The 25,419-nt window shown below is 67.3% G+C and carries 20 protein-coding genes; 16 read left to right on the forward strand and 4 right to left on the reverse strand.

Features of this window, described 5'->3' with window-relative positions; all coding sequences use genetic code 11:
* Nucleotides 1–148: 148 nt before the first annotated feature.
* A complete protein-coding gene (locus ACGVWT_RS02300) occupies nt 149–1,912 on the reverse strand; it encodes a DUF885 domain-containing protein (protein ID WP_394425211.1) in 1,764 nt (587 codons plus the stop codon).
* Nucleotides 1,913–2,110: 198 nt separating this feature from the next.
* On the opposite strand from ACGVWT_RS02300, the gene ACGVWT_RS02305 reads away from it, so the two are divergent.
* From ACGVWT_RS02305 to ACGVWT_RS02325, 5 genes are all read left to right on the forward strand, one after another.
* Entirely contained in the window at nt 2,111–2,938 is an 828-nt protein-coding gene (locus ACGVWT_RS02305) for an alpha/beta hydrolase (protein WP_315461227.1), read from the forward strand.
* 88 nt (nt 2,939–3,026) lie between these two features.
* Complete coding sequence (acs, locus tag ACGVWT_RS02310; protein ID WP_315461226.1) at nt 3,027–4,964, forward strand: acetate--CoA ligase; 1,938 nt, start codon at nt 3,027–3,029, stop codon at nt 4,962–4,964.
* A 191-nt stretch (nt 4,965–5,155) separates the two neighbouring features.
* Complete coding sequence (locus tag ACGVWT_RS02315) at nt 5,156–7,207, forward strand: carbon starvation CstA family protein (protein WP_394425213.1); 2,052 nt, start codon at nt 5,156–5,158, stop codon at nt 7,205–7,207.
* On the forward strand, nt 7,204–7,395 hold the full coding sequence (locus tag ACGVWT_RS02320; protein WP_315461224.1) for a YbdD/YjiX family protein: 192 nt from the start codon (nt 7,204–7,206) through the stop codon (nt 7,393–7,395). The genes ACGVWT_RS02315 and ACGVWT_RS02320 overlap by 4 nt, the downstream gene beginning before the upstream one ends.
* The gene (locus ACGVWT_RS02325) at nt 7,386–7,529 is read left to right on the forward strand and encodes a hypothetical protein (RefSeq protein WP_315461223.1); all 144 of its coding nucleotides are present in this window, start codon (nt 7,386–7,388) and stop codon (nt 7,527–7,529) included. Before ACGVWT_RS02320 ends, ACGVWT_RS02325 begins: the two co-directional genes overlap by 10 nt.
* 97 nt (nt 7,530–7,626) lie before the next feature.
* On the opposite strand, the gene ACGVWT_RS02330 is transcribed toward ACGVWT_RS02325, so the two are convergent.
* Complete coding sequence (locus tag ACGVWT_RS02330; protein ID WP_116461165.1) at nt 7,627–8,067, reverse strand: MarR family winged helix-turn-helix transcriptional regulator; 441 nt, start codon at nt 8,065–8,067, stop codon at nt 7,627–7,629.
* A gap of 86 nt (nt 8,068–8,153) precedes the next feature.
* Between ACGVWT_RS02330 and ACGVWT_RS02335 the strand changes: the two genes are divergently transcribed.
* Genes ACGVWT_RS02335 through ACGVWT_RS02345 form a run of 3 tightly spaced genes read left to right on the forward strand, consistent with a single transcriptional unit; the run spans nt 8,154 to nt 12,354 of the window.
* Nucleotides 8,154–9,326, forward strand: coding sequence for an HlyD family secretion protein (locus tag ACGVWT_RS02335; protein WP_315461222.1), 1,173 nt, complete (start codon nt 8,154–8,156; stop codon nt 9,324–9,326).
* Entirely contained in the window at nt 9,323–10,903 is a 1,581-nt protein-coding gene (locus ACGVWT_RS02340) for an MDR family MFS transporter (RefSeq protein WP_315461221.1), read from the forward strand. Before ACGVWT_RS02335 ends, ACGVWT_RS02340 begins: the two co-directional genes overlap by 4 nt.
* A gap of 8 nt (nt 10,904–10,911) precedes the next feature.
* Complete coding sequence (locus ACGVWT_RS02345; RefSeq protein WP_315461220.1) at nt 10,912–12,354, forward strand: efflux transporter outer membrane subunit; 1,443 nt, start codon at nt 10,912–10,914, stop codon at nt 12,352–12,354.
* A gap of 12 nt (nt 12,355–12,366) precedes the next feature.
* Here ACGVWT_RS02345 and ACGVWT_RS02350 read toward each other — a convergent pair whose 3' ends face one another.
* Together ACGVWT_RS02350 and ACGVWT_RS02355 are read right to left on the reverse strand one after the other, a co-directional pair.
* The gene (locus tag ACGVWT_RS02350) at nt 12,367–13,734 is read right to left on the reverse strand and encodes an ATP-binding protein (RefSeq protein ID WP_315461219.1); all 1,368 of its coding nucleotides are present in this window, start codon (nt 13,732–13,734) and stop codon (nt 12,367–12,369) included.
* Complete coding sequence (locus ACGVWT_RS02355; RefSeq protein WP_315461218.1) at nt 13,718–14,395, reverse strand: response regulator transcription factor; 678 nt, start codon at nt 14,393–14,395, stop codon at nt 13,718–13,720. The genes ACGVWT_RS02350 and ACGVWT_RS02355 overlap by 17 nt, the downstream gene beginning before the upstream one ends.
* A gap of 218 nt (nt 14,396–14,613) precedes the next feature.
* Here ACGVWT_RS02355 and ACGVWT_RS02360 point away from each other — a divergent pair, with 218 nt between their 5' ends.
* From ACGVWT_RS02360 to ACGVWT_RS02395, 8 genes are all read left to right on the forward strand, one after another.
* Complete coding sequence (locus ACGVWT_RS02360; RefSeq protein WP_315461217.1) at nt 14,614–15,876, forward strand: TolC family protein; 1,263 nt, start codon at nt 14,614–14,616, stop codon at nt 15,874–15,876.
* Nucleotides 15,873–19,046: an efflux RND transporter permease subunit gene (locus ACGVWT_RS02365; RefSeq protein ID WP_315461216.1), complete on the forward strand. Its 3,174-nt coding sequence runs from the start codon at nt 15,873–15,875 to the stop codon at nt 19,044–19,046. The genes ACGVWT_RS02360 and ACGVWT_RS02365 overlap by 4 nt, the downstream gene beginning before the upstream one ends.
* Nucleotides 19,047–19,115: 69 nt before the next feature.
* Entirely contained in the window at nt 19,116–19,952 is an 837-nt protein-coding gene (locus ACGVWT_RS02370) for a phosphatase PAP2 family protein (RefSeq protein ID WP_315461215.1), read from the forward strand.
* Entirely contained in the window at nt 19,949–21,874 is a 1,926-nt protein-coding gene (locus ACGVWT_RS02375) for a M1 family metallopeptidase (RefSeq protein WP_394425219.1), read from the forward strand. The genes ACGVWT_RS02370 and ACGVWT_RS02375 overlap by 4 nt, the downstream gene beginning before the upstream one ends.
* A 299-nt stretch (nt 21,875–22,173) precedes the next feature.
* Entirely contained in the window at nt 22,174–23,298 is a 1,125-nt protein-coding gene (locus ACGVWT_RS02380; RefSeq protein WP_315461213.1) for a serine hydrolase, read from the forward strand.
* A 25-nt stretch (nt 23,299–23,323) separates the two neighbouring features.
* Nucleotides 23,324–24,388, forward strand: coding sequence for a beta-N-acetylglucosaminidase domain-containing protein (locus ACGVWT_RS02385; protein ID WP_315461212.1), 1,065 nt, complete (start codon nt 23,324–23,326; stop codon nt 24,386–24,388).
* Between the two features lie 12 nt (nt 24,389–24,400).
* Nucleotides 24,401–25,285, forward strand: coding sequence for a BadF/BadG/BcrA/BcrD ATPase family protein (locus tag ACGVWT_RS02390; protein ID WP_315461211.1), 885 nt, complete (start codon nt 24,401–24,403; stop codon nt 25,283–25,285).
* The gene (locus ACGVWT_RS02395; protein WP_315461210.1) at nt 25,282–25,410 is read left to right on the forward strand and encodes a hypothetical protein; all 129 of its coding nucleotides are present in this window, start codon (nt 25,282–25,284) and stop codon (nt 25,408–25,410) included. Before ACGVWT_RS02390 ends, ACGVWT_RS02395 begins: the two co-directional genes overlap by 4 nt.
* Nucleotides 25,411–25,419: the final 9 nt, after the last annotated feature.

Raw genomic sequence — 25,419 nt, forward strand, 5'->3', positions numbered from 1 at the left:
TGCAGCCTCGTTAAACAGCGGCCGTCGATCCCCAGTCTGCGCAGCGACGAGGCGGAGGATGAGCAGCCGGGCACGCCGGTGTCGCGGTGGGGCATCCAACCACACTCCGTCATCCCGGGCTTGACCCGGGGTGACGGGTGAGGCGGGATCAGAACACCGCCCGCGCCGTGTCCTCGCCCATCATCTGCTGTCGGACGAGCGGGATGGCCGGGCCGCCGTAGCTGAGGAACTGATCGTGGAATGCCTTCCACGCCTTGCGCCCGCCGCGGCTGGCGGTCCAGTCGTCGCGGAGCTTGCGGATGAGCAGCTTGCCCATCGTGTAATTGAGATAGGCGGGGTCGTAGGTGCCACGCGCCGCCTGTTGCCGCGCATTGCCTTCATCCTGATAGCATTGCTCGCGGAACATCTGGAGGCTCTGCGCCTGTGTCATGCCGCGTGCGTGCAGGCCGATGGCGGACAGGAAGCGGCAGTCGCGCAGCAGGGCGTTGCTCAGCTGGCCGATGTGCGTTTCGGGCTTGCCGTTGTCGACGCCGGCTTCCCACATCATCTCCTCGGCATAATGCGCCCACCCTTCGGCGAAGGCGTAGCCGACGAACAGGCGACCGATCGGCGATTTGGCCCGGTTCGAATGCAGGAACTGGAGGAAGTGGCCAGGCATCACCTCATGGATCGAGGTGAACAGCAGGTCCTTGCGCCCCGGAACGAACGCGTCCTGCGTCTTCTTGTCCCACGCGGGATCGGGCGGTGAGATATAATAGACCGAAGGCACGTTCTTCTCGAACGGCCCTGCGGGATCGATGTACGCCGAATTCTGTCGGTTATAGGGCGGGCTTTCCTCGACCTTCGCCTCTTCGGTGCCGGGGATGGTGACCAGGTCCTTGGCGATCACGAAGGCCCGCAAGGTCGGGATCTGACGACGTGCTTCGGCGACGGGACCGTCGGGCGCCTTGTCCGCGTTCATCTTGTCGATGCACTGCGGGATCGTCTTGCCCTTGGCATACAGCGCACAGGCGGCGGTGAGCGCGTCCTGATTGCGCTTCAGGTCGGCCCGGCCCGCTGCCTCGAGCTGATCGAGCGAGGCGTCCACGCCCTCGGTCGCGCGGACCATCCGCTGGAAGCGATCGGCACCGAGCGCGAAATCCTGCGTCGCGCTGCCGCGTTGGGAGGCGAGCCACGTGCCGAGGCCGCGCATCGCCTCGCTAGCCGCGGCAGAGGCGGTCTTGAGCTGCTCCTGCAGCGCGGGATCATTGACGTCGGCGAAGGCCTTGACCGCGTCACCGCTGTAATAATCGGCAAATCCGTTGAAGCCGGCGACGCCATAATCGACGAACGACAGCGGCATCGGCGTCTTCAGGTTCGCGCGGATGTTGCCGACCGCCGACGGCACGCGTTGCAGGAAGGCGATCACCGCCTTCATGCGCGTCGGCGCATCGGCATAGGGCCGTGCGATATAGACATTGGGATCGAGGCCGCCGCCGACATAATAGGCCGGGTTGCTGTGCGGCTGGTCAGCGTCGTCGAGCCAGAACAGCTTGCCCTCCGCTACGCGCACCAGATAGTCGCGTTCGAACCGTTCCTGGGGGGACAGATCGGCGTTGCCGAACGCCTTGGCGCGATCGATCGTCTGGTGGAGGAATTCGGACTGGCGCTTCAGCCCGGCTGCGCTCCAGTCGGGCAGCTGGCCGTCGAAATCGTGGCGGCCTTCATATACCGCGAACGCGGGATCGATCCGGAACCAGCTTTCGATGAAACCGTCGCGAAAGCGCGCCCAGTTGCTCGGGGTCGCGACGGGTTTCGGCGTGGGCGCAGTGGCAGCCTGATTGGCGGCAGGCGCCGCGCCGCGCGAACAGCCGGCCGATACCGTCGCCGCGATCGCCATTGCCAAAAGGGATGCCGTTACCCTCACCGTCATATCCGTCTCCACTCCGCCGTTCCGGCGCTTGTCGCAGCCGATCCTGACAGGCCGGACCGGATGGCGCCACCCCCTTCCCCGGATTGCAGACATGCGACCCCCCTGGCGAACGGTCTGGCCGAAATGTGATCCAGGTTACGGAACGGCCTCATGATCCGCCTCGTTGGGGGCAGCGCATTACCCAAGAGGACGATCGCCATGCCCTATATCAAAACCCGTGACGGCACCGACATTTACGTCAAGGACTGGGGCTCCGGCCGTCCGGTGATCCTGATCCATGGCTGGCCGCTGTCGGCGGACAGCTGGGACCCGCAGATGATGGCGCTGGCCGACGCTGGCTTCCGCGCGATCGCTTATGACCGGCGCGGGTTCGGACGGTCCGGCCAGCCGTGGAGCGGTTATGACTACGACACGCTCGCCGACGATCTCGCCGATGTGATGGCCGCGACCGGCGCAGACAGCGAGGCGACGCTGGTCGGCTTCTCGATGGGCGGCGGCGAGGTCGCGCGTTACATGAGCCGTCATGGCGGCAAGGGCGTGATCGCCGCCGCGCTGGTCGGATCGGTCGTGCCCTATATGCTGAAGACCGATGACAATCCCAACGGCGTCGCCGAAGCGGATCTGGCCGAGATCGGCGAGAATATCCAAAAGGATCGGGCACACTTCTTCCGCAGCACCTTCTTCAAGCAGTTCTTCGGCGTGGGCGTGATCAGCCATCCGGTGAGCGATGCGGTGCTGGATGCGGCGACGGCGACCGCGATGCAGGCGGGGCTGAAGCCGACGCTCGCCTGCGCCGAGGCGTTCGGCCACACCGATTTCCGCCCCGACCTCAGCGCCTTCCGCGTGCCGACGCTGATCATCCACGGCACGTCCGACGTGACGGTGCCGATCGACGCTACTGGCCGCGCGGCGGCGGAAGCGATCGCGGACAGCCAGCTGGTCGAATATGACGGCGCGCCGCACGGCCTGTTCGCCACGCACGGCGACCGGCTGACCAACGATCTGCTCACCTTCCTCGGCCGCTGACGCTACGGCTGGCGCCGGGCGAGATGCATCGGTAAGCAGTGCCGCGGGCGCCCAGGAGGTGCCCGCGGTTTTGAGTTGGGGGAGCGTGATGACCGATCCAGAAATCTATCCGATCACCGGCAATTGGACGAACGCCAGCCTCAACGCCAAGACCTATGCCGAGCTGTACGAAGCGGCGGCGAGCAACCCGGGTGGCTTCTGGCTAGACCAGGCGACCAAGCGCCTCGACTGGACGCGCGCGCCCACGATTGCCGGCGATTGGTCGTTCGCCGAGGCCGATTTTCACATCAAATGGTTCGCCGACGGCAAACTGAACGTCGCTGCCAATTGCATCGATCGGCATCTGGCCGCGCATGGCGACACGGTGGCGATCATCTGGGAACCCGACGTGCCGACCGAAGAGGCGCGGCACATCACCTATCGCGACCTGCACGCCGAGGTCTGTCGCTTCGCCAATGTGCTCAAAAGCCAGGGCGTCGGCAAGGGCGATCGCGTCACCCTGTATATGCCGATGATCCCCGAGGCGGCCTATGCCGCGCTCGCCTGTGCCCGGATCGGCGCGATCCATTCGGTGGTGTTCGGCGGCTTTTCGGCGGACGCGCTAGCGGGCCGGATCGAGGATTGCGGATCGCGCATCGTCATCACCGCCGACGAAGGCCGGCGCGGCGGCAAGCGGATCAAGCTGAAGGCGTGTGTCGACGAAGCGGCTGCGCGTGCGCCGACGCTGGAGAAGGTCATCGTCGTCAAGGCGACCGGCGCCGATGTGCCGATGGGCGACCGCGACGTCTGGTATCATGACGCGGCAGCGGCGGTGGGCACCGATTGCCTTGCAGAGGAGATGGACGCCGAGGACCCGCTCTTCATCCTCTACACCAGCGGTTCGACCGGCAAGCCCAAGGGCGTGATGCACACCTCGGGCGGGTATCTGCTCTGGGCCAGCCTGACCCATGAGATCGCGTTCGATTACAAGCCCGGCCAGATCTTCTGGTGCGCGGCCGATATCGGCTGGGTGACCGGCCACACCTACATCCTCTACGGCCCGCTCGCGAACCGCGCGACGTCGGTGATGTTCGAAGGGCTGCCGACCTGGCCCGACGCCAGCCGCATCTGGCAGGTGGTCGACCGGCACAAGGTCCATACGCTGTTCACCGCCCCCACGGCACTGCGTGCGCTGATGAAGGAGGGCGACGATTTCGTCCGCAAGACCGACCGCAGTTCGCTGAAGGTGCTGGGATCGGTCGGCGAGCCGATCAATCCGGAGGCGTGGCGCTGGTACCACGACGTGGTCGGCGAAGGCCGTGCGCCGATCGTCGATGCCTGGTGGCAGACCGAAACGGGCGGCATCATGATCGCGCCGATCCCCGGTGCGGTGCCGATGAAGCCGGGCTCTGCGTCCAAACCCGTGCCGGGCGTCACGCTGCAACTGGTCGACGATCAGGGCAGCCCGCTAATCGGCGAAGCGCAGGGCAACCTCTGCATCACCGAAAGCTGGCCGGGGCAGATGCGCGGCGTGTGGGGCGATGCCGAACGGTTCTTCCAGACCTATTTCACGACCTACAAGGGCAGCTATTTCACCGGGGACGGCTGTCGCCGCGACGCGGACGGTTATTATTGGATCACCGGCCGCGTCGATGACGTCATCAACGTCAGCGGTCACCGGATGGGCACCGCCGAAGTCGAGAGCGCGCTGGTGCTGCACGAGGCGGTGGCGGAGGCCGCGGTCGTCGGCATGCCGCATGACGTCAAGGGCCAGGGCATCTACGCCTATGTGACGTTGAATGCCGGCCGCGAGGGTTCGGACGAACTGCGCAAGGCGCTGGTCGCCTGGGTGCGGCAGGAGATCGGGCCGATCGCCACGCCCGACAAGCTCCAGTTCGCGCCCGCATTGCCCAAGACGCGATCGGGCAAGATCATGCGCCGCATCCTGCGCAAGATCGCCGAGGGCGATGTGTCGAGCCTTGGCGATACGTCGACGCTGGCCGATCCTGCGGTGGTGGACGATCTGGTGGCGAACCGGGTGGAGTAGCTTCACCCCCCTCCCTTCAAGGGAGGGGTTGGGGGTGGGTGGCGTCCAGGTGGTACGGCCGCTCGCGCGCTGCCGGAATCGTATCACCAGGACCCTACCCACCCCCTGCCCCTCCCTTCCAGGGAGGGGAGACACGGGTTGCCCCTCCTGTCCCGCCCCTCTACGCGTCTTCTACAAAGGGAGACGGAACGATGGGCATCGCTAGCAGGATCGGCTGGATCGTCCTCGCACTGGTCGGGGCAGCGGCGTTGGGCGTCGTGGCGACCGCACGCGGTGAGGCGGTGAATGCCGTCTGGATCGTCGTCGCGGCCGTCTCCGTCTATCTGATCGCCTATCGCTTCTACGCGCTGTACCTTGCCAAGATCGTCGGCATCGACCCCGCCCGCCCCACCCCGGCGGTGCGCCATCCCGATGGTCTCGATTTCGTCCCCACCGATCGGCGCGTGCTATTCGGTCATCATTTCGCGGCGATCGCCGGCGCGGGGCCGCTCGTCGGGCCGGTGCTGGCGGCGCAGATGGGCTATCTGCCCGGCATGCTGTGGCTGCTCGCCGGCGTCGTGCTGGCGGGGGCGGTGCAGGACTTCATGGTGCTGTTCCTGTCGATGCGACGCGACGGGCGCTCACTCGGCGAGCTGATCCGCATGGAAATGGGCGCGGTGCCGGGCACGATCGCGCTGTTCGGCGCCTTCATGATCATGGTGATCATCCTGGCGGTGCTGGCGTTGATCGTCGTGCGTGCGCTCGCCGGCAGCCCATGGGGCCTGTTCACCGTCGCCGCCACGATCCCGCTCGCACTGCTGATGGGCGTCTATACGCGCTGGATCCGGCCGGGGCGCATCGGCGAGGTGTCGCTGTTGGGGCTCGTCGGCCTGATCCTTGCCATCATCTACGGCCAAAATGTCGCGGAATCGGCGACGCTGGCGCCGTGTTTCACCTATACGCCCGTCCAGCTGTGCTGGATCCTGATCGGCTATGGCGCCATCGCCGCCCTGCTGCCGGTGTGGCTGTTGCTTGCGCCGCGCGATTACCTGTCGACCTTCCTCAAGATCGGCGCGATCGCTGCCCTGGCGATCGGTATCGTGGTAGTCGCCCCGCCGCTGCGCATGCCGGCCCTGACGCAATTCATCGACGGCAGCGGGCCAGTGTGGTCGGGATCCTTGTTCCCGTTCCTGTTCATCACCATCGCCTGCGGCGCGGTGTCCGGCTTCCACGCGCTGATCGCCAGCGGTACGACGCCCAAGCTGATCGCGAGCGAAGGAGATGCGCGTTTCATCGGCTATGGCGCGATGCTGATGGAAAGCTTCGTCGCGATCATGGCGCTGGTCGCGGCATCGGTGATCGATCCGGGCGTCTATTTCACGATGAACAGCCCCGCCGCGGTCGTCGGCACCGACCCCGCCAGTGCGGCCGCCGCGGTCACCAAGATGGGCTTTGCCGTCAGTGCGGATACGATCGCCGCGACCGCAAAAGACGTCGGCGAGACGACGATCATCAGTCGCGCAGGGGGCGCGCCCACGCTGGCGGTCGGCATGGCGCACATCTTCAGCCGGCTGATCGGCGGCCGCGAGATGATGGCCTTCTGGTATCATTTCGCGATCCTGTTCGAGGCGCTGTTCATCCTGACCGCGGTTGACGCCGGCACCCGTGCGGGGCGCTTCATGTTGCAGGATCTGATCGGGCTGGTGGTGCCGAGCTTCCGCAATGCGACCTCCATCGTACCGGGGCTGATCGGCACAGGTCTGTGTGTCGCGGCTTGGGGGTTCTTCCTCTACCAAGGCGTCACCGATCCGTTGGGCGGCGTGAATACGCTGTGGCCGTTGTTCGGGATTTCGAACCAGATGCTCGCCGCGGTCGCGCTGACGCTGGCGACGGTCGTGCTGTTCCGCATGAAGCGGCAGCGCTACGCCTGGGTCACGATCCTGCCGGCGAGCTGGCTGGTGCTCTGCACCGTTACGGCAAGCCTGATGAAGTTGTTCGCATCCGATCCGCGCGTGGGCTTCCTTGCGCATGCCAGCCGTTTCGCCGATGCGGCGGCACGCGGCGAGGTGCTGGCACCGGCGAAGTCGCTGGCCGAGATGCAGCGGATCGTGATGAACGACCGGATCGATGCGGCGCTGTGCGCGCTGTTCCTGGCGGTGGTGGTCTCGATCGTCGCTTACGGCGTTCGTACGTGCCTCGCGGCACGGCGGATCGACGCCCCGTCGGTCAGTGAGCTACCAGCGACCGCGGGAGCGGCAGCGTGACGGTTGCGTGGACGATCCGTACGCTCCGCGATGCCCTGCACCTATTGGTGGGCATGCCGTCCTACGAGAAATACCGGGCGCATATGGCGGAGGTACATCCGGACCGGCCGATCATGAGCGAAAGCGCGTTCTTCCGCGACCGGCAGCAAGCCCGGTACGGCGGGCGCAACGGCGGCCGTTGCTGCTGACGCGCAGCGAAGGGTTCGGCCATGACGCTGTCGGCGGTCAGCCGAGCAGCAGGAACGTCACCGCACAGATCGAAGCCGCCATGCCGCTGGCGCAGCACAGGATTCCAAATCCGCATTGGCACAAGGTCGGTTGATACCGGTCCACAGCACCTCTCCTGTCGATCGCGTCGTTGCGCGACGAACGGAGCGTAACATGGGCCGGATCGGAAGGAAATAGCCCGGATTTGCGAGTCAGGCGGCGGGCGGCTCCTGCGCATCGAGCTTGGCAGACAGTTTCGCGAACAGCATTGAAAGCTGTGCCTGCTCGTCGTCGTCGAGGGCGCCGAACACGCCGCCGATCAGCTCCTGCCGCAGCGGTTCGGTTTCACCCAGCACGCGCCCGCCCGCTTCGGTGATCGAGATCTGCTTGACGCGGCGATCGTGCGGATGCGGCCGGCGTACGACGAGCCCATCACGCTCCAGCCCGTCGATCGCCTCGGTGACGGTGCGCGGCGCCTGATCGAAGAAGTCGGCGATATCCGCTGCGCGGGACGGCCCCCGCCGGTCGAGAAACAGCAGCAGTTTCGTGCGCGCCAACGAAGCGCCCTGCTCCGCCAGACGCTTATTCATCATCCGGTGCATGCGCAGGAACAGGCTGAACAGGTCGGAGGCGAGATTTTCGGTGCAGGCCATAACTGAGGACCCTCATTAAATGGTCTTGCGCTATGCTGCAAGTGCGAGCATGTAGGCGCCTCACGCAGTCTGAAAAGATGAAGAGCATGGCAGACCACGAGCAGACGCAGGACGATCATTCCGATTCGCAGGACGATGCCGAAGCGAAGAAGGCGTCGCCGCTGAAGAACCCGCGGGTGCGGATCATCCTGTTGCTGGTCCTCGCCGTCGCGGTGATCGGCGGCGTGCTGTGGTATGTCCGCTACCAGAGCGTGGGCAAGTTCATGCAGGCCACCGACGACGCCTATATCCAGGCGGACGCCGTGACGATCGCGCCCAAGGTATCGGGCTATGTCGACCAGGTGTTCGTCACGGATAATCAGGCGGTTAAGGCCGGGCAGCCGCTGCTGCGGATCGACGCCCGCGACTATCGCGCGCAGGCCGCGCAGGTCGAGGCGCAGATCGACGTGGCGCGCGCGAATGCGGAGGGCGTGCGTGCCCAGATCCGCGAACAGCAGGCGGCCATCACCAAGGCGCAGGCCGACCTCACCGCAGCGCGCAGCGACGCCGCCTTCGCGCATGCCGAAGTGGCCCGGTACCAACCGCTCGCGGCGTCGGGCGCCGAGACGCGCGAGCGTCTGTCGCAGCTGCAAAATCAGGCGCGTCAAGCCGATTCGCAGGTCGCCGCAGCGCAGGCCGCGCTGACCAGCGCCAATCGCCGCGTGGGCACGTTGCAGGCGCAGGTGCAGCAGGCGCGCGCGCAGGGCGAAGCGAGCCGGGCACAGCTGACCGCCGCCAACGTCAACGTCGGTGCGACTGTCCTGCGCGCCAGCATCGACGGCCGCGTCGGCGACAAGACGGTGCGCGTCGGCCAGTTCGCGCAGGCGGGCACGCGCCTGATGTCGATCGTGCCGGTCAAGCAGCTGTACGTCGAGGCGAACTTCAAGGAAACGCAGCTCGGCCTGATGCGGGTCGGCCAGCCGGTGACGCTGGAGGTCGATGCGCTGCCGGGTGTCGAGATCAAGGGCCACGTGCAGAGCGTATCGCCGGGCACGGGCGCGCAATTCTCGCTGCTGCCGCCGCAGAATGCGACGGGCAATTTTACCAAGATCGTCCAGCGCATCCCCGTCCGCATCGCGATCGATGCCGGCCCCGAAACGCGTGCCCTGCTCGTTCCCGGCATGTCCGCGGACGTGACGGTCGACACGCGCTCGGCCAAGGGTGCGGTGCAGCGCATCCGTGAGGAGCAGGACCAGCATAACGAACGCCGGGCGCAATGAGCAGCGCGGCGCTCCCCGCCGACACGGCGTCGCCGAAGCGGGACGCCGACGCACCGCCCGAACGTGCCGACCTCGGCGCGTGGCTGGCGGTGGCGGCGGGCAGCCTCGGGGCGCTGATGGCGACGCTCGACATCTCGATCGTCAATTCGGCGCTTCCCGTCATCCAGGGCGAGATCGGCGCGAGCGGGACCGAGGGCACGTGGATCGCGACCTCCTACCTTGTCGCCGAAATCATCATCATCCCGCTCGCGGCTTGGCTGGAGCGGGTGCTGGGCCTGCGCACCTTCCTGCTGATCGCCTCGATCCTGTTCACCGGCTTTTCGGTGGTGTGCGGCCTGTCGACCTCGCTCGGCATGATGATCGTCGGCCGTGCGGGACAGGGCATCACCGGTGGCGCGTTGATCCCCACCGCGATGACGATCATCGCGACCCGCCTCCCGCGATCGCAACAGCCGATCGGCACCGCCTTGTTCGGCGTCACCGCCATCCTCGGCCCCGTGCTCGGGCCGCTGATCGGCGGCTATCTGACGGAGAACGTCAGCTGGCATTATGCCTTCTTCCTCAACGTACCCGTCGGCGCGGTGCTGCTCGCGCTGCTGCTCGTCGGTCTGCCGCACCAGAAGGCGCATCTCGAGGAGCTGCTGAAGGCCGACTGGCTCGGTATCGCCGGCCTCGCGCTCGGGCTCGGCGGCCTTACCGTCGTGCTGGAAGAGGGGCAGCGCGAGCAATGGTTCCAGTCGGCGCTCATCATCAAGCTCACTGCGCTGACGGTGCTCGGCCTGGTCATGCTGTTCGCAGGGCAGTTCATCGCCAAGAACCCGGTGGTAAAGCTGCGCCTGTTGCTCGACCGCCAGTTCGGTAGCGTCGCGACGATGGGCCTGGTGCTCGGCATGGTGCTGTACGGCAGCAGCTATGTGATCCCGCAGTTTCTTGCGGCGATCGCGGATTATAACGCGCTGCAATCGGGCAAGGTCGTGCTGCTCAGCGGCATCCCCAGCCTGCTGATGATGCCGCTGGTGCCGATCATGATCCGGCATCTCGACATCCGGCTGGCGGTGGCATCGGGCCTGTTGCTGATGGCCCTGAGCTGTCACCTCGACACGACGCTGACGGCGGACTCGGTGGGCAGCGCTTTCACCGATTCGCAGCTGCTGCGCGGGGTCGGCACGATCCTGGGCTTCGTGTTCCTCAACCAGGCGGCGATCGCCTCGGTCAAACCATCCGAGGCGGGCGATGCCGCGGGACTGTTCAGCGCCGCGCGCAACATCGGCGGATCGTTTGCGCTCGCGGGCATCGCGACGTTGCAGGATCAGCGCAGCTACCTGCACGCACGCCGGATCGACGAGACGCTGAACGCCAACTCGATCGACCTGCAATCCTATCTCGCCGCCACGGGGCGGGCGCTGGGCGATCCCGCTGCGGCGCTCAGGGCCCTTGGTGGCACGATCCAGCGCGAGGCGTTGGTGATGACGTATAACGATCTGTTCTGGCTGTTGTCGGTCGGCATCTGCTGTGTCGTGCCGCTGGTCCTGTTCCTGCGCCCCCTGCCGCAAGGCAAGATGGCGGCGATGCATTGAGGCGATTGATGCGTACCCTCCCCCTTCTCGTCCCGGCGCTGCTGCTTGGCGCCTGCACCGTCGGTCCCAATTATGCCGGCCCGCCGAAGACGCTCGCCGATGCGACCGGCACCGCTGGCTTCAAGCGCGCGGGGCCCGCGACCACCACCGCGGCACCGGCCGTCGCAGATTGGTGGACGCAGCTGAACGACCCGACTCTGACCGCGCTCGAGCGGCAGGCGCTGGCGGGCAATCCCAACATCGCCGTGGCGGAAGCCCGGCTGCGCCAGGCCCGCGCGGGCTTGCGCCTGCAACGCGCCAATCAGGCACCGAGCGCCAATGCCTCTGCCGTCTACGCGCATGCCCGCATCCCCGGTATCGACCTGACCGGTAAGGGCGATACCGGCGCGAGCGCGGTCGACCTGTACAACCTCGGCTTCGATGCGAGTTGGGAGGTCGATCTGTTCGGCGGTCAGCGTAGGCAGGTGGAAGCGGCGCGTGCGCAGGCGCAGGCGGCGGAGGCCAATGTCGCCGACGCGCAGGTCAGCCTGACCGCCGATGTCGCCAACGCTTATGTCGCGCTGCGCGATCGGCAGCAGCGGATCGCGCTGTCGCGCCGCTCGGCCGAAATGCAGCAGCGCATGCTCGACCTCACCCGCCAGCGGTTCGATCAGGGTGCCGCCTCGGCGCTCGACGTCGAGCGGCTGACCGGGCAGCTCGAGGCGACCAATGGGCAGATCGTGCCGTTGCAGGCCGAACTCGAAAGCTATCTCAACGCGCTGGCCGTGCTGACGGGACAGGAGCCGGGCGCGCTCGATGCCCAGCTGACGGCCCCCGCACCGGTGCCGCTGCCGCCCGCGTCGGTCGCCATCGGCGATCCCGCCGCGCTACTGCAACGCCGCCCCGATATCCGCGCTGCCGAACGCCAGCTCGCGCAGCGCACCGCGCAGGTCGGCATCGCCGATGCGGCGCGCTTCCCCCGGCTCAACATCCTGGGGCTGATCGGACTCGGTGGCACGCAACTGTCCGACATCAGCCCCGACAAGCTGCTCGGCATTGCAGCGCCGATGCTGCAGTGGAATTTCCTCGATTTTGGCCGCGGCCGGGCGCGTGTCGATCAGGCCAAGGGCCAGCGCGACGAGGCGGAGGCGCAATATCGCGGCGCGGTGCTGGGGGCGCTGCGCGACGCGGAGGATTCGCTGTCGCGCTTCGGCCGCCGTCGCGAAACGGTGGCGAGCCTGATGCGAAGCAAGGCGAGCGCCGATCGCGCGGCGGGGCTGATGCAGCAGCGGTTCCGGGCGGGTACCGCGACGCTGATCGATACGCTGGACGCGGAGCGCCAGCGTGTTGCCGCGGAGCAAAATCTGTCGGCCGGCCTCGCGGCACTCACCGGCGATTACGTCTCGCTCCAAAAGGCGCTGGGCCTCGGTTGGGCGCCGTTGCCGACGGTCGAGGCGACCCCGGCGAAATAGCCGCGGCCCGGGTCAGCCCGACGCGCGCGCCTCCGATCGCCTGACGATGAGCGACACGGCGCTACCAGTGTCGGCGAAGCGGAGGTCGAAGGCGTGCAGATCTGCAATCGCCTTGACCAGGCTGAGCCCCAGCCCCGCGCCGCCGCCATCGGCGCGCGCGCGATAGAAACGCTGGGTCACGAAGGCGCGATCGGCGGGGGGTATGCCATCGCCATCGACCGCGACGGAAACGACCGCGCCCTCGCTGAGGAGCCCGACCGAGACGTGGACCGTCCCGCCCGCCGGGCCGAATTTCATCGCATTGTCGATCAGATTGGCGAGCGCTTCCATCAGCAGGCTGGCGTCGCCCTCGACGGGCGGCACCGGCTCGATCGAGCACAGCAGCGTCAGGCCGCGATCCTCCGCGGCGGGGCGATACAGGTCGCAGGCATCGTCGACCAAGCGCGCGAGGTCGACGGGCGCGAAGCGGCTGCGGCGAGCATGATCCTCCATCTCCCGCAGCCGCAGCAGCGCGCTGACGATGCCGAGCAACGTATCGATCTCGGCAAGCGCCTGATCCGCCACGGCAGCGAACGCCGCGCGATCGGCGGCATCGCGCAACCCCCGATCAATCCTGGCACGCAGGCGCGTGAGAGGGGTTCGCATTTGATGCGCGATGTCGTCGCCGATCCCGCGCACGTCGCCCACCAATTGCTGGAGCCGGTCGAGCATCGTGTTGATATGCGCACAGAGCAGCCCGAAACTGTCGGGGTAGGGCGCCACCGGGAGCCGCTGTTCGAGGTCCCCCGACACGATTTGCTGCGTCAGGCGGCGGACGGTATCCACCTGCCGCGCGGCGCGGCGCCCGGCGACGAAGCCGAAAGCAACGGCGAGCAGCACGCCCGGCACCAGCCCCAGCAGCAAGGATTGCCAGATCAACTGCAACGCTTCTTCGGTATCGTCGAGGTCGATGCCGGTCAGCAACCGCGTGCCATCGGGCATGGGACAGACCATGACGCGCGCTTCGTCGCTCCGCTTGCCGGGCAATTCCGTCGGCGCGAGATCGGCGACGAAGGATCGGTTCTTCGGCTGCGCCGTCGGAAGTCGGGCAATGTTCCCCGCGATCAGGCGACCGCGCGCGTCGAACAGCCCCAGGAAGCGATCGCGATGAATGTCGCGGGTCAGCTTTTCGCGCAATTCCTCGGGCCGCTCCTCCGCCGGGGTCAGGGCGAAGAAGGCGCAATCCTCGCCCAGCGCATGTTCGATCGCGCGGCGGTGGCTGCCGTTGGCGAGCATCCAGAAGGCGGCGGTCATCACCAGCGACTGGACGACCAGCATCGCCGCCAGTGCCCCGCCCCAGCGCCACGTCGATCGGGTGCGCGGATCAAAGCGGCGCGTCAAGGATATACCCCTGGCCGCGCACGTTGCGGATCATCGGTGTTTCGCCCTCTCCATCGATCTTGCGGCGCAGGCGACCGAGGTGGACATCGACGACATTGGTGTCGGGTTCGAAGCTATAGCCCCAGACGTCGCGCAGCAGCATTGCGCGGGTCACGATCTGGCCGGCGCGGCGCACCATATAGTCGAGCAGCTTGAGTTCGCGCGGCAGCAAGCCCAGCGGGCGTCCGGCCCGCGTCGCGGTGCCGGCCAAGAGGTCCAGCTCCAACGGCCCGGCGATCAGCCGCGTCGCGCGCGTATCGTTGGGCCGGCGCAGCAACGCCTCGACCCGCGCGACCAGTTCGACCAGCGCGAAGGGTTTGGGGAGATAATCGTCGCCACCCGCGCGCAGGCCGCGCACCCGGTCGTCCAAGCTGCCCAGCGCGCTCAGCACCAGCGCAGGCGTGCGCTGGCCGTTCCGTCTGAGGTCGGACAGCAGCTCCAGCCCCTCGCCATCGGGCAGCTGGCGATCGAGGATCAACAGATCGAAGGGCTCGCCGGTCGACAGCGCCCGTGCCGGTTCCAGCGCGGCGGCGCGCGTAACGCCATGCCCGCTCGAGGTCAGCTCCAGACTGATCTCGTCGGCCGTGCCGTCGTCGTCTTCGATGAGCAGAATGCGCGCCATGACGGGTCTGATCGCCTTGCGGCTGGGTCTGGGTCAACTGAATAGCAGTTTAGGTTTGACCGGCGTGTGCGGCGCTAACGGCTCATCACCCTTTGGCTGGGGAGACAAGGGCACACTCCGCCGGACGGCGATCGGCCACGGAAAATAAACCGTGATTTAGTCGACACCTGGCCGCGCCGATGCCTACCAGCCGGACAACAGGAACCCCGGAGTTTGCGATGCGGACCGTTGCGTGCGTCTGTCTGATGGTTGCGGCGTCGCCTGCGGCGGCCCAATCCACCGCCCAGTCTACCGCGCTATCGCTCGATGCGCTCGCGCAGGACGTCGTCACCCACAATCCCGAACGGCAATTCTACCAGCGGCAGATCGAGACGGCGGGCGTCGAGCGCGATGCGGCTGGGCGCTGGGCCGATCCCGAGGCAGTGGTCGAATTCGGACAGCGCCGCGCGCAGGACGTCACCAGTGGCGCGGTCACCGGCGAAGGGCTGACCTATGCCGTGTCGGTCGTCCAGCCGATCGAGTTCGGCGGGCGTATCGCGCTGCGCCGGGCGATTGCTGACCGGCAGGTGGCGCTGGCACGGATCGGCTTGCAGCAATTCGACGCGACGCTCGCCGCCCGCGCCCGCTCGTTGGGCTATGGCCTGTTCGCCGCGGACGAAAAGGCCGCCGCCGCGCGCGAGGTCGCCGGGCGGATGCGGACACTGGCGAAGGTGATCGTCTCGCGCGATCCTGCCGGGCCGTCGCCGCAGCTGGAGGCTGCATCGCTGGTCGCCAGCGCGATCGGCGCGGAGCGCACCGCCGCGACGGCCGATGCAGAAGCCAATTCGATCCTCTACGAACTCAACCAGCTGCGCGGCGCCCCCTTCGCCGCGCGCATCCGCATCGTCCGCCCGGATATGGCGCTGCCCGCCCTGCCCTCCGGACAGGTGCTGGCGAACCGGGCCTCCGAAAACAACTTCGAGCTGAAGGCGCTGCGCGCGCAGTTCGAGCAGCAGGGGTTACGCGTCGATCTCGCGAAGAAGGCGCGTATCCCGATCGTCAGCGTCGGCCCCTATTACGACCGTGCCCGGTCCGACATCCGCGAAACCAATTACGGCGTCCGCCTGTCGACCAGCATTCCGCTGTGGAACCGGCAGGCGGGCGAGGTCGCGGTCGAACAGGGTCGGCAGGCGCAGGCCAATGCGACGCTGATCAATGCCGAACGCCGGATCGCGCGCGACGTCTTCGATCGGACGGCACAATATGCGGCAAAGCGCGAGGCGCTGGCGCAATGGGACGGCGAGACCCCCAAACGCTTCGCACAGGCGGCGGTCGACGCCGATCGCAACTATCGGTTGGGGGCGATCCCGCTGACCACCTACACCCAGATGCAGCAAAGCTATGTCGAGGCGGTCAACGCCATGCTCGATACCCGGCGCGAAGCACTGGAGGCGCTGCTGCAATTGCGCGCGCTGAACGGCGGGGAACCGCTGGCGCGATGAACCGCTGGCTGCATTATGTCACGCACCACCGGTTTGCGGTGGCGCTTATCACAGTACTTGTCGCCGCGGCAGGCCTGTGGTCGTTCGCCAGTCTGCAAATCGATGCGATCCCCGATATCACCGGCGTGCAGGTGCAGATCAACACGCAGGTTCCCGCGCTGGCGCCCGAGGAGATCGAGCGGCTGGTGACGCTGCCGATCGAGCGCGCGATGGGGGGGCAACCCGGGCTCGACCAGACGCGTTCGCTGACCAAGACCGGGCTCAGCCAGGTCACGTTGCTCTACAAGGACGGCACTGATCAGCTGAAGGCCCGCCAGCTCGTCACCGAACGGCTGACCGCGGTACAGAACCAATTGCCCCCCGGCAGCACGCCGCAACTCGCCCCGATCACCACCGGTTTGGGCGAGATCTATTACTACACGCTGGAATGGCGCCGCCCGCCGGCGGGCATGGACGCGCAGCGCCAGTTGATGGAGCTCTACGAGGCACAGGAATATACCGTCCGCCCGATGCTGCGCGCGGTGGCGGGTGTCGCCGACGTCAATTCGAACGGCGGGCTGGAGGAGCAGTTCGTCGTCGCGCCCGATCCCGTGCGGCTGAGGCTGCATGGCGTCACGGCCGGCGAACTTGCCGCGGCGGTGGCGAAGAATGTCGAGAACGCGGGCGGCGGCATCATCCGGCGCGGGCCTGAGCGTTTCACCGTCCGCACCGATGCGCGCGTGCTGAATGCGACGCAAATCGGCGCGATCCCCGTGAAGTTCGCTGCCGGCGTCCTGCCGTTGCAGGTGCGCGACCTCGCCGATGTCGTGATCGGCGCGGCCCCGCGGCAGGGCGCAGCCACACAGAACGGGCGCGAGACGGTGCTGGGCACGGTGATGATGCTCGTCGGGCAGAACAGCCGCGAAACCGCTTTGGCGGTCGAGGACGCGTTGCCGGGCATCCGCGCCGCGCTGCCCAAAGGCATGGTGATCGATCGCCAGTATAGCCGCGCCGATCTGGTCGACCGCACCATCCATACGGTCGAGAAGAATTTGGGCGAGGGCGCGCTGCTGGTCGCGCTCGTATTGTTGCTGGTCATGGGCAATTGGCGCGCGGCGCTGATCGTGGCGCTCGTCATCCCGCTCGCCTTCCTCGTCACCGTGTCTGGGATGCATGCGATCGGCGTGTCGGGCAATCTGATGAGCCTCGGCGCGCTCGATTTCGGGCTGATTGTCGACGGCGCGATCGTGGTGGTCGAGAACAGCCTGCGGTTGATGGCCGTCCGCCGCCGCGACAAGGGCGAAGACCTGACCGTGGAGGAACGCCGTGATGTCGTCGCCCATGCGGCGCGCATGGTCGCGCGCCCGACCTTCTTCGGCATCGCGATCATCGCCCTGGTCTATGTCCCGGTGCTGAGCCTCGGCGGAGTGGAGGGCAAGCTGTTCCAGCCGATGGCGCAGGCGGTGATGCTGGCGATCGTCGCGGGGCTGGCGTGGACCTTCACGATCGTCCCCGCTTTGTCGGCATGGCTGCTGCGCTCCCCCGCCGCCGACGCGGAGGAGGATCATCGCAAAGGCTTCGTCGGCGTGGCGGAGCGTGTCTACTCCCCCGCGCTGAACCGGGCGTTGGCGCATCCGGTGTTGCTCGTCATCGGCGCGGTGGCGCTGCTCGCCGCGACGTTCCTCGTCTTCAAGACGCTGGGATCGCAATTTACCCCGCAGCTCGACGAAGGCGCGATCACCGCCATGGTCTATCGCCCGGTCGGCATGTCGCTGGAAGAAAGCCTGGCGATCGAGCAGAGGACCGAGACCGCGATCCGCCGCGCCTATCCGCAGGTCACGCACACCTTCTCGCGGATCGGGACCAGCGAGGTCGCGACCGATCCGATGCCGCCGAACGAGAACGACCTCTACATTTTCTACGGCCCCCCAAAGGACTGGCCGACCGGCGACGGCATGCCGCGCACGAAGCAGGAGCTGATCGCCGGCATCGAAAAGGTCGCACGCCGCGTCTACGCCGGCCAGAATTTCGAATTCGCCCAGCCGATCGAAATGCGCTTCAACGAGATGCTGGAGGGTGTGCGCGCCGACGTGTCGGTCAAGATCTACGGCGACGATTACGACCGGCTGGAGCAGGCCGCCGCGAAGGCGAAGGCCATTCTGGAAAAGCTGCCCGGCACCGAGGGCGTCGAGTTCGAGACGGCCGGCCGCCCCAAGAGCATCGTCGTCGATCTCGATCGCGAGGCGTTGATGCGCCTCAATCTCGGCGCCGAGGAGGTGAACAACGCGATCCGCGACGCCCTTGCCGGGGCAGAGGTGGGCTTCATCCCGCATGGCCCCGCGCGCCATGCGATCGTGATCCGCATGCCCGAAAGCCTGCGCGCCGATCCGTCCGCGATCCTCGCACTCCCCCTGCGGGTCGGCGAGTACGGCATGGTGCCGCTGTCGCGGGTCGCGCGGTTGCGGCAGACACGGATCGTCGAGCCAATTCTACACGACGACACCAACCGCCGGGCCGCGCTGATGGTCAATCTGTCGACCAGTGATCTCGAAGGCTATGTCCAAAGGGCGAAAGCCGCAATCGACGGGCAGGTGAAGCTGCCGCCGGGCTATCGCATCGAGTTCGGCGGCCAATATCACCAGCTGGAAGCGGCGCAGAAACGCCTGTCGATCGTCGTGCCGGTCGCGCTGATCCTGATCTTCGCGTTGGTCTATGCGGCGCTCGGCAGCGTGCGCGAGGCGGCGATCGTCTACACGGGCATCCCCTTTGCCGTGACCGGCGGCGTCCTGGCGCTGTGGCTGCGCGGCATGCCGTTTTCGATCACCGCCGCGATTGGCTTTATCGCCTTGTCCGGAATCGCGATGCTGAACGGCTTGGTCCTGATCGACCATATCAACGCGCTCCGCGACGGGCGCGAGGGCGATCCGCTGCCGGTCGAGGATGCGGTGCGGCAAGGTGCGCACGATCGGTTGCGACCAGTGCTGTCGACCGCGCTGGTGGCCTCTGTCGGGTTCGTGCCGATGGCGATCGCGACGGGCGCGGGGGCGGAGGTGCAGCGGCCGCTCGCCACCGTGGTCATCGGCGGGATCATCACCTCGACGATCCTGACGTTGCTGCTGTTACCCAGCCTGTACGCCTGGATCGAACGGCGGGCGGCGCGACGCCGTGCCGACGAACAGCCGTCGGCATGATCGCAGCCGGTTGTGGACCCCGCAGGAATGATACAAAGTCACCGCCGAGTCTCACATCCGAGTTCGGTCATGCCCATCGACACCCTCCCCTCGTCCGTTACCCGCCCTCCCATCCGCACCGCGGCGATCGTCGCGAGCGGCCTGCTGCTCGCCTTCGGCGCAGGTGGCAGCACTGCGAAGAGCGATACGCCCGGTTATCTCAGCGCCGGGGAGTTTGACGTGACGCATGTCCTCGAACCGGCGCCGCGCAAGGGCGATCCGCGCTATGACACGGACCGGATTATCTTCCGGGCGACGCGCAAGCTGGTCGGTACGCCGCGGTGGCAGCTCGCGACGAACGACGCCGATACCTCGCGGCCGGCGCTGATGCGCGACTTCAACTGCGCGATCGGCGTCACGCTGACGCCGGAGACCGCGCCGTTGACGCTGCGCCTGATTTCTCGCGCCGGCGCCGATACGGCGGCGCAGACCAATATCGCCAAGAATTTCTACCGCCGCGCCCGCCCCTATCATCAGGACAAGGGCAAGGTGTGCCAGCCGGTCGCGCAGCTTGCCGACAGTTACGATTATCCGTCGGGGCATACCACCTGGGGGTGGACTTGGGCGCTGATCCTCACCGAACTGGCGCCCGATCGCGCCGGGCCGATCCTCCGGCGCGGCCGGGCCTATGGCGACAGCCGCTTCGTCTGCGGCGCGCATAACGAAAGCGCGGTCGAGGGCGGCATGCTGTCGGCGAGCGCGACGATGGCGCTGGTGCGGACCAAGCCGGCATTCCAGCAGGACTTGGCAGCTGCGCGCGCCGAGATCGACCGGCTGCGCGCCGATCCCGCGACGCCCCGCCCGCAGGGTTGCGCCGCGGAAGAGGCGCTGGTCGCGCAACGCGTGATGCCGAAGCTCGACCGTTGAGGTCGGCACCAATCCTGATCGCGCTGGCCGCCACGGCCGCCAGCGCGCAGGACTATCAGCCGCGTGAGACGTTCGCGCCATTCGACATGGCGCAGCCGATCAATCGCTATCGCAGCGCGAACGGGCTGCCCGGCCCGGATTATTGGCAGAACCGCGCCGACTATCAGCTGCGCGTGACGCTCGATCCCGTCGCTAAGACGATCGCCGGGAGGGCGACGATCACCTACACCAACAACAGCCCCGATACGCTCGACGTCCTGTGGCTGCAGATTGATCAGAACCTCTACAAGCCCGGCTCGCGCGGCGGCATGGCGCGGGGCGGCGCGGCGGGTGGCCATACCGACGGGATGACGCTGGATGCGGTCGGCGTCGCGGTCGGCACCGGCAAGGCCGTGTCCGTCACGCCTCTGGTCAGCGATACGCGGGCGCAGCTGCGGTTGCCGACCGCGCTTGCGCCGCATGCGAAGGCGGTGGTCACGATCCGCTATCATTACACCATCCCGGGGGAATGGGGCGGACGCACCTCCTGGGGGCGATCGCGGGACGGCGAGATTTACGACATCGCGCAATGGTATCCGCGCATGGCGGTGTACGACGACATCCGCGGCTGGGACACGGCGCCGTATCTCGCGCAGGAATTCTACCTCGAATATGGCGACTTCGATTATTGGGTGACGCTGCCGGCATCGATGCTGATGGCGGGGTCCGGCGAATTGATGAACCCGCGCGAGGTCCTGACCCCGACGCAGGCCGGGCGGCTCGATGCGGCGCGGCGCAGCGACACGACGGTGCCGATCCGCAGCGTCGCGGAGATCGGCGACCCGGGGTCACGGCCGCGAAACACCGGCACGCTGACTTGGCATTATCGCATGCAGAATACGCGCGACGTCGCGTTTTCGGCCTCGTCCGCCTTTGCCTGGGATGCGGCGCGTATCCGCCTGCCGGACGGCAAGACCGCGCTCGCCATGTCTTATTACCCCGCCGAAAGCGCCGGCACCGCGCGCTGGGGCCGATCGACGGAATATGTGAAGGATACGGTCGAGCGCTTCTCGGCGCGCTGGTATCCCTATCCATGGCCGGCCGCGATCAACGTCGCCGGCCCGACGAGCGGCATGGAATATCCCGGCATCGTATTCGATGCGCCGGAAGATGCGGGCAAGGAATTGTTCTGGGTCACCGCGCATGAGATCGGGCACAATTGGTTTCCGATGATCGTCGGTTTCGACGAACGGCGGCATGCATGGATGGACGAGGGCTTCAACACGTTCATCGACGTCTACCAATCGGACGATTTCAATCGCGGCGAATATGCGCCCAAGCGCGACAGCGAATATGCCGAAGGCGGCGGCAATCCGGTCGACGAAATCCTCCCCGTCCTCGCCGATCCTACCGCGCCACCGATCCTGTCCCGCGCCGATACGGTGATCGAGAAGTGGCGGCATCCGGTCACCTATTTTAAGTCGGCGCTGGGCCTTGTCCTGCTGCGCGAGCAGATATTGGGACCGGACCGCTTCGACCCCGCCTTCCGCCGGTTCATCGCTGCTTGGGCCTATCGTCACCCGCAGCCCGCGGACTTCTTCCGTGCGATGGAAAGCGAGGCGGGCGAGGATCTGTCCTATTGGTGGGACGGCTGGTATGCGCACAATTGGCAGCTCGATCTGGCCGTGGCGGGGATCGAGACGGCGAAGGACGGGACGCCGCTGGTCCGGGTCACGTCGCGCGACCGACTGGTGATGCCCGCGACGTTGCGCGTGACCTATGACAACGGCACGACACGCGATGTACGCCTGCCCGCCGAAACCTGGATCCGGCAGGCATCGACCGCGGTGTCCGTGCCCGCGGGGACGATCGTAAAGGCGGAACTCGACCCCGGCCATAAGCTGCCCGACCGTGATCGGTCGAACAACGTCGTGCAACGCTGACGACGCTGAAGGCCGATGAGGTCGCGCGGGCAGCCTATGACGCTTCGTTATGGGCGGGCGTCATGGTGGAATGGGTTGCGGGCAGCGGCCATGCTATGCGCGCTGTCATGGACGGCAGGACGATCCGAGGCGCGGCCAGACCCCGCTTCCACCGCCTCTCGCGTGTCGGGTGGCTGGTAGCAGGGGCGGTATGCCTCGCCGCCTCTCCTGCCAGTGCGGCGGCCGCGGCCGACAGATGTCCGATCCTCCACGATCAGGCACCAAGGCCCGACACGCGGTTCGCACCGATCGACGCCGCCGTGCTAGGGGGTGTCGGCACGCTGTACCCCGGCGCGGTGCTGCTGATCGCGCATCATGGCGCGATCGTGCATCGCGTCGCCTTCGGCAATGCGCAGACGCTGACCTCGACGTCGGAGGGCAATCTACGCCCCCTCTCCCCGCCGCGGCCGATGACGGTCGATACGCCGTTCGACATGGCGTCGATCACCAAGGTGGAGGCGACCACCGCCGCGATCCTTCACCTCGTGGGGCGCGGTCAGCTGTCGCTCGACGATAGGCTCGGCACGCTGCTGCCCGCCTTCCGCAATACCGACAAGGCGGGCATCACCGTGCGCCAGCTGCTGACGCATCGCAGCGGATTGTGGGAATGGCAGCCGACGTGGCTGCATCGGGCATCGTCGGGGAACGCCCTGCCCTATCTCGCGGCGCTACCGCTGCGCTATCCGACGGGGGCGCGCTTCGCCTATTCCGACCTCGGCTTCATGATCCTGGGCGAGGTCGTCGTTAAGGTTTCGGGGATGCCGCTGGATCGCTACGTCCGCGAGCAGATCTACCGGCCACTCGGCATGACCGACACCGGCTTCCTGCCGGACGCGGGCCAGCGTCGACGGGCTGCGGCAACCTCGCAAGGGGATGGGTACCAGCGCCGGATGGCAGAGACGGGTAAGCCCTATCCGCAGGCCCCCTACCCGATGGCACAGTCATTTTCAGGCTATCGAAGCCGTGTGCTGGTCGGCGAGGCGAACGACGCGAATGCCGCGCTCGGCTGGGGCGGCGTCGCAGGGCATGCGGGACTGTTCTCGACGGCGACGGACCTTGCGCGCTACGCGCAGGTGCTCAGCAACGGCGGCTGCTACGGCCGCTGGCGCCTGGCGCCGGCCGCGACGGTGTCGACGTTCGAGCAGACGCCGTTCGATCCCGATCAGGCCCTCGGCTTCCACAAGACGCAGCTCGCCGGCATAGCGGCCCCCTTCTTCGGCCATTCCGGCTTTACGGGCGCGTGGTTCGCCGTCTCCCCGCAATTGGGCCTGACCGTCGTCCTGCTCACCAATCGCGTCCATCGCCCCGATGGCGAGCCGTATCCATCGCTCGAGGCGCTACGCGAGACGGTGTTGCGCGGCGCGGTGGCGGCGTCTGGCCAATGATCCGAGACGGCAGAAAGGTACGGCTATGACGGTGAACCTCGGCGTGATCGAAGGGCTGTTCGGCAAGCCTTGGAGCTGGGCCGATCGCACCACCGTATTGCGAACGCTCGCCCCGGCGGGCTATCGATTCTACCATTACGGGCCCAAGGCCGATCCCTTCCTCCGCCGTCGCTGGCAGGAACCCCACCCGCCCGAACAGTTCGCCGCGCTGGCCGCTTTTGCAGCGGAGTGCCGGGCGCGGGGCGTTCGCTTCGGCGTGGCGCTGACCCCGGTCGGCAGCACGCATCCCTTCGATGACGCATCGCGCGCAGCGCTGCGGCGAAAGCTCGCCCACCTCGACACGCTCGGTCTCGACGACCTCGCCATCCTGTTCGACGATCTGCCCGCCGAACTGCCCGACCTGGCGCGGAGCCAAGCGGATCTCGTCGATTTTTGCGCGAACGCCACCCGCGCAAGCCGCGTGTTCTTCTGCCCCAGCTTCTATTCGGACGACCCCATCCTCGAACGGGCCTGGGGCCGCCGCCCGCCGGCCTATCTGGCGGATCTCGGCCGGTTTCTCGACCGACGCGTCCAGGTCTATTGGACCGGCGAAGAGGTAATTTCGCGAGAGATCGGCGTCGCACATCTGAAGCGGGTGCAGGACGAACTGGGTCGCAAAGTGTGCCTGTGGGACAATTATCCGGTCAATGACGGTGTGCGGATGTCGCAATACCTTCACTTGCGCGCCTTTACCGGGCGACCTGCGGCGATCCGGAACCATGTCAGCGGCCATGCGATCAATCCCGCCTCGCAACCGTTGCTGTCCTGCATCCCGGCGCTGACGCTGGCGGCGAGCTATCGCGAGGGGGACGGTTATGCCTATGGCCAGGCGTTTTTGACTGCGGCGACGGCGGTGCTGGGGCCCGATTTCGCGGCGACGCTGCGCCGTGACATCCTGCCGCTGCAGGATACGGGGCTCGACAATCTGGGGCCCCGCCATGCCGAATTGCGCGCGCGCTATGGTGCCATCGATCATCCGGCAGCACGCGAGATTACCGACTGGCTGGACGGCCGCTTCCGCACGACGCTGGAAGAGGTGCAGACGCAATAGCGGGGGACCGGAATGACGCGTTTTTTCCTGGGCGTGGATGCCGGCGGCAGCCATTGCCGCAGTCGTCTGGTCGATGCGAGCGGCCGGGTACTGGCTGAGGCTCAGGCTGGGCCTGCCAATGCCGGACTGGGGCTGAACGCGCTCCACGCGACGCTGCGCGACGTGACCGATCAGGTGGTTCATCAGGCGGGGCTCGACGCGGCCGACGTGGCCCAGACCAGTGCGGCGATGGGCGTGGCGGGCATTTCCCGCGCTGGCGTACGCGCGGCGCTGGAAGGCTTCGCGTTTCCCTTCGCCGCCACGGTCTTCGACAGCGATGCGGTGATCGCAAACCTGGGGGCGCACGGCGGTGCCGATGGCGCGATCCTGATCATCGGCACGGGCAGTATCGCGCTGGTGCGCGCGAACGGCGATACCTTTCGCATCGGCGGCTATGGCTTCCCGATATCGGACGAAGGTAGCGGCGCCGCGCTAGGCCTCAGCGCGATGCGCCATGCAATGCGCGCACTGGACGGCCGCACCCGCGCGACGCCGCTGAGCGCGGCCGTGACCGAACGATTCGACCACGACACCGCCCGGGCGATCGCGTGGATGGATCAGGCGACCCCGCGCGATTATGGCAGCTTCGCACCGCTGGTCATGGCGCATGCGGAGGCGGACGACGTAATCGCGCGGTCGATCGTCGAGGATGCGGCGGGCCATATCGAGCGCTTCATCGAGACGATCTTCGAACGCGGTGCGACCCGCTGTGCCCTGCTGGGTGGTCTGTCGCAGGCGATGCGTCCGTGGTTACGGGCGCGGACCGTGGCGCGGCTCAGCGAGCCGCTGGGGGATGCACTGGACGGCGCGTTGTATCTCGCGGGACTGCCCGTCTGCCCGAAGGAGGGCATGGCATGATCGACCGCCGCAGGGTCCTCGCCGCCGTCGGCAGCGCCGCGCTGGCGCCGGTGGCTCGCGCCATAGCGCTGCCCCCGGCGCCCCCGCTACTCGCATCGAGCGCGCTGGCCGCATTGCTGGCCTAAGACCCCGCC

It is taken from the genome of Sphingomonas sp. S6 (assembly GCF_043498045.1).
Lineage (GTDB): Bacteria > Pseudomonadota > Alphaproteobacteria > Sphingomonadales > Sphingomonadaceae > Sphingomonas.

Excerpts from the sequence above, each read along its gene's own strand:
- ACGVWT_RS02300 (WP_394425211.1), bottom strand. The coding sequence starts at position 1,912 with ATGACGGTGAGGGTAACGGCATCCCTTTTGGCAATGGCGATCGCGGCG.
- ACGVWT_RS02305 (WP_315461227.1), top strand. The coding sequence starts at position 2,111 with ATGCCCTATATCAAAACCCGTGACGGCACCGACATTTACGTCAAGGAC.
- acs (WP_315461226.1), top strand. The coding sequence starts at position 3,027 with ATGACCGATCCAGAAATCTATCCGATCACCGGCAATTGGACGAACGCC.
- ACGVWT_RS02315 (WP_394425213.1), top strand. The coding sequence starts at position 5,156 with ATGGGCATCGCTAGCAGGATCGGCTGGATCGTCCTCGCACTGGTCGGG.
- ACGVWT_RS02330 (WP_116461165.1), bottom strand. The coding sequence starts at position 8,067 with ATGGCCTGCACCGAAAATCTCGCCTCCGACCTGTTCAGCCTGTTCCTG.
- ACGVWT_RS02335 (WP_315461222.1), top strand. The coding sequence starts at position 8,154 with ATGGCAGACCACGAGCAGACGCAGGACGATCATTCCGATTCGCAGGAC.
- ACGVWT_RS02340 (WP_315461221.1), top strand. The coding sequence starts at position 9,323 with ATGAGCAGCGCGGCGCTCCCCGCCGACACGGCGTCGCCGAAGCGGGAC.
- ACGVWT_RS02345 (WP_315461220.1), top strand. The coding sequence starts at position 10,912 with ATGCGTACCCTCCCCCTTCTCGTCCCGGCGCTGCTGCTTGGCGCCTGC.
- ACGVWT_RS02355 (WP_315461218.1), bottom strand. The coding sequence starts at position 14,395 with ATGGCGCGCATTCTGCTCATCGAAGACGACGACGGCACGGCCGACGAG.
- ACGVWT_RS02360 (WP_315461217.1), top strand. The coding sequence starts at position 14,614 with ATGCGGACCGTTGCGTGCGTCTGTCTGATGGTTGCGGCGTCGCCTGCG.
- ACGVWT_RS02365 (WP_315461216.1), top strand. The coding sequence starts at position 15,873 with ATGAACCGCTGGCTGCATTATGTCACGCACCACCGGTTTGCGGTGGCG.
- ACGVWT_RS02370 (WP_315461215.1), top strand. The coding sequence starts at position 19,116 with ATGCCCATCGACACCCTCCCCTCGTCCGTTACCCGCCCTCCCATCCGC.
- ACGVWT_RS02385 (WP_315461212.1), top strand. The coding sequence starts at position 23,324 with ATGACGGTGAACCTCGGCGTGATCGAAGGGCTGTTCGGCAAGCCTTGG.
- ACGVWT_RS02390 (WP_315461211.1), top strand. The coding sequence starts at position 24,401 with ATGACGCGTTTTTTCCTGGGCGTGGATGCCGGCGGCAGCCATTGCCGC.
- ACGVWT_RS02395 (WP_315461210.1), top strand. The coding sequence starts at position 25,282 with ATGATCGACCGCCGCAGGGTCCTCGCCGCCGTCGGCAGCGCCGCGCTG.